This window comes from Sphingomonas segetis, from assembly GCF_009720245.1.
Taxonomy (GTDB): Bacteria; Pseudomonadota; Alphaproteobacteria; order Sphingomonadales; family Sphingomonadaceae; genus Sphingomicrobium; species Sphingomicrobium segetis.
In genome coordinates this window covers 1-3737 of the sequence record NZ_WJSQ01000205.1, presented here as the reverse complement: position 1 = coordinate 3737, position 3737 = coordinate 1, and the positions used below count along the sequence as shown (strand labels likewise).

General features: G+C 63.7%; 1 protein-coding gene and 1 pseudogene. Both read right to left on the bottom strand.

The genetic code is table 11. The features are described from left to right. Positions 1-335: pseudogene (locus GH737_RS13645) on the bottom strand (histidine kinase); the annotation flags it as partial. A 197-nt stretch (positions 336-532) separates the two neighbouring features. Next, positions 533-3737 (bottom strand): TonB-dependent receptor domain-containing protein (locus GH737_RS13640; protein WP_155265333.1); only part of this gene is annotated, 3205 nt, incomplete at its 5' end.

Sequence of the window (3737 nt, the reverse complement as noted above, 5' to 3'; positions counted from 1 at the left end):
CCGCGCACCTCGAACACCCGCGACGAGCCGGCCACCCGCACCTTCGCCGCGACACGGCCGGCCGACGCCCTCGCCGCGTCGATCGCGCCCCTCAGCCCGGCAAGGTCGTCGGCAAGAATGCCGCTGTCATTGCCGTGAAGCTCGGCGATCTTCTTCGGCAGCGATCCGAGGCCGAGCTCGCGCTGCAATCTGCCGTCCGCCTCGATTGCGCCGTCGGGACGCACCAGCAACGGGCGGGCGGGCGAGATGTCGAGCAAAGTCGCATTGTCGCGGGCCGCGCCGAGCACGCGCTCGGCAAGACGCAGCCGGCGGGCGGCGACGAGGGACACGGCCACGGCGACGCAGATCCAGAGCGCTGCAAGCGCGGCTGCAATCAAGCCTGTCGTCGCAAGCCCTGGCACGCCTCAGCCCCCTCGCCCATCAGCGTGTCATATGCGGAGGTAAAGTCAAAACAAAGGGTTGGAGAGCGTTTCTGCTCCCCAACCCTTGAGTGTTTCCGGCCTTCTCAGCCGTCCTGCAAGCAGGACTGCGCTTAGAAGCTCGGCAGCTTCGTCTTGACGCTGACGAAGATGCGGCGGCCGAAGTAATCGTAATAGCTACCCAGCAGCGGCACCTGCCCAAAGCTGCTGATCGGCGTTCCGACCGTCGAGACGAACGGCGGCTTCTTGTCGAAGATGTTCGACATGCCGATCAGGAAGCTCATGTCGCGCGTGACCTGAAGCTCGGCCGACAGGCTGTGGTACGCCACCCGCGGCAGCTTGTAGACCGGGCAGTACGGGCCCCCACGAAGCGCGAAAGCCGATGCCGTTGCGAGACAGTTGTTCGCAGTCAGGTTGCTTCCGCCAACGTCCTCGAGATCGTGGAAGTTGTTGGTCTTCGCGATGACGTTGAGGCCGTAGGTCAACGTGACCGGGTTCTTGGTCCAGCTGAGGTTGAAGTCCGCCACCCACTTGGGATCGCCGGCGCGACCGTTGTTGGTCGTCGTGACGCCCTGGAACAACGTGAACTTGTCCTTGAACTGGTACGTGGCCTGCCCGAGGAAGGACAAGGATCCCATGTTGCCGAGGTCCTGACGGAAGCGCGTCGTGAAGTCGATGCTCTTGCTCGCCTGCTGGTTGATGTTCAGGTACGGATCCTGAACCGTTTCGATGTTGAACTTGTTCGGCGCATCCGACGGTGCGCGCGTGAACAGCGAGCATAGCGGATCGTCGGGGAAGCTTTCCGATGTGTAGCAGCCGGCGAGGATGTTCGTCGGGCCAAGCTGCGTGATCTGGTTCTTCACCTTGATGTCGACATAGTCGACGGCGAAGCTGAATTGGCCTCCGCTCCACAGCCATCCGTCGGGCGTGAAGATCGCGCTCAGCGTCAGCGCCTTCGAAGTCTCCGGCTCGAGGTGTCCGACACCGCCGCCCGAGAAGCTTTCGATGGACGGACCGGCGCCCGTATAGTTCGGCGGAATACCCTGCGATGCGCAGTTCGCCGCGACTTCCGCGTTGTCCGACTGACCATAGCGGATGCATGGATCGATGCCCTGACCGACGAAGCCGGATTCGTCAGCGAGGAACTCTTCGAACAGCGCCGGCGAGCGGAACGACGTGCCGTAAGTCGCGCGCAGGCGCATCCAGGTCGTCGGCGAGTAATTGCCGGCGATCTTGTACGTCCAGTTGCCGTTGTTCGACTGGTTTTCACCGTCGGCGCGCTCGGCATAGGTATTCGTCATGCGCGCCGCACCGTTGATCGTCAGGTTCTGGACACCCGGCAGGTTCCGAAGCAAGGGAAGCTCGACTTCGCCGAAGATTTCCTTGGTGGTCTCGAAGCCGGCCGTGATGCCGGCGACCGTGCTGCCCCAGATGTTGTCCATCAGATCCGGGTCGACGGCCTCTCCAGGCACGTCGCGGATCGAGTCACGCCGCCACTGGGCGCCGAGGGCGAACTTTAGCGCGCCATAAGGCAGCTGGAACGCGTCGCCGCCGAAGGAAAGCTCGGCGGTGTCCTGCTTGTAGACCGTATTGCCCTTGTCGACGCCGAACAGGAACGCCCGCTCCTCCGGCGTGAAATTGCCGGCGAGCACACGCGGATCGGTGTAGTCGATGTCGATGCACGGGACGCCACGGATGGCAGTTACCGTGCCTTCGCAACGCTGCGTGCGGAACTCGGCAACGCCGAACTCGACCGCATCGCGAAAGATGATGTCGCGCGAATAATCGCCATCCGACCGGCTATGCTGGAAGTAAAAGTCCGCGAAGCCGTGCGGCAGGATGTTGTCGAGGTCGGCGTGGACACCGCCGAGACCGCGCAGATATTTGACGTCAGTGCTCGAGTTGAACGGCGCGATGGCGATCGGCTCGATGAGCTGGGCACCGCTGAACTCGGTGTTCATCGGATCACCGGCCGAGAATTCGCAGCCCGGCGTCGTCTCACGATCGCAGAAGTAATAGGGCAGGAAAGAGTTGCCGGTGAACTGGTTGAAGAAGAGCTGCCGATGCGCGATCGTGTTGGTCTTGCGGCGGTTGTACAACCCTTCGAAAAACAAGCTGACATTGTCGGTCAAATCGTAGCCGGCTTCACTGTAGATCGTGAACCGCTTTGTCTGCGGGATGATCGAATCCCGGTCGAGCTGAGAATTGTAATTGTGCTCGAGCGCGAGCGCGTTGGCCGTATGTGCACCCACGCCGAAAACGTTCGAAGGAGCCGTGAGGCAGACGGCGAAGGGGTCAACCGCAGGGTCGCAGGCCGCGATCGGGTCGAGGAACTGGTTGAGGTTGTCGCCCGGCGCATCGAACTGGATCGCCGTGATTGGCCGACGCGTCGTGCCGCCGCTCGCCGTCGGCACCGGCGGGCCGAGCAAGTTTGTGCTGCCGTCGACCGTGAAATAAGGGGCGAAATCGCTGACGAAGAGCAGGTTGTTCACGAACGAGCCGCAATAGGGCTTGCCCGTGTTGGGGTTTACCGGATCCGAACGATCGCCAGTCGCTTCGCTGAAGACAAACTCTTCTTCGCAGCCGAGGAAGCTGCGGTCGCCGCGGGTCAGCGCATTGCGCTTGTAGTAATTGGCGCTGACCATGATGTGGCCGCGGTCGCCCAGACCTACGCCGTAGAGACCCGAAAGGCTGTACTCCTCCCCGCCGCCGTGCGTCGGGAAGTTGGAGAAGCCGCGCACCTGGAGGCCGCGCAGGTCCTTCTTGGTGATGAGGTTGACGACGCCCGCGATGGCGTCGGAACCGTAGATCGACGACGCGCCGGTCTTGAGGATTTCGACCGACTGGATGGCATCCTGCGGAATGACGTTGAGGTCGAATGCCGAAACGCCGCCGCGGACGCCCGCCGGGCCCGCACGGCGGCCGTTGAGCAGCACCAAAGTACGGCTCGGGCCGAGGCCGCGAAGGTCGATGTTCTCGACGCCTTCACCACCGTTGATGACGAAGTTGGTCGACAGCGCCGACGTGATCTGGGTCGAACCCTGGGCAAGGGTCGAGGTCTGGAGGATCTCGGCGGTGTTGAGCCGCCCCTCGCGGTTCTGGACGTTGGGGTCGATGACGCTGACCGGATCGGGGCTCGACCGCTCGTCGCGGTGCAGGCGCGAGCCGGTGACGACGATCGCGGTGTCACCGGCCGCTGTCGATTGCGCGCTCGCGACTCCGCCGCTCGTCGGGCTGGTCGCAAGCTCGCCCTGGTTGGCGTTGGGGTCCACCTGCGCCGCCGCGGCGTCGGCACACGCCTGCTTCGCGGCCGCGTCG